1 protein-coding gene is annotated in these 367 nt (G+C 78.5%); it reads right to left on the bottom strand.

Annotated elements, in window-relative coordinates; genetic code table 11:
* Positions 1-32 precede the first annotated feature (32 nt).
* The coding region (locus GTP55_RS29295) for a universal stress protein (protein WP_161048267.1) at positions 33-367 on the bottom strand (335 nt) is incomplete at its 5' end.

Genomic DNA, 367 nt, shown 5'->3' with positions numbered 1-367 from the left:
CCGGCGGCGCGGGCACGGTCGGCTCCGCCCGCCTAGTGCGCCATCAGCAGCGGCAGCGTGGCGCGCCGCAGCACCGCGCGCGTGGCGCCGCCCAGCAGCAGTTCGCGCCAGCGGGTGTGGCCGTAGCAGCCCATCACCAGCAGATCGGCGCCGCGTTCCGCCGCCAGCCCGAGCAAGGCGTCGCCGGCGTCGGTGTCGGTCTCGCGCACCACCACCTCGAGCGGGACGCCGTGGCGCGCCAGATACGCCGCCAGGTCGGCCCCCGCCTGCGGGCCGTGCACGGTGGATACCGCGGCCGGGTTGATCACGGCCAGCGTCACCAGCGCCGCGCGCCGCAGCAGCGGCAGCGCCGCCACGCTGGCGCGGC

Origin of the sequence: Duganella margarita, from assembly GCF_009857535.1 — a bacterium.
Classification (GTDB): Bacteria; Pseudomonadota; Gammaproteobacteria; order Burkholderiales; family Burkholderiaceae_D; genus Rugamonas; species Rugamonas margarita.
This window is presented reverse-complemented; position numbering and strand designations above follow the sequence as displayed.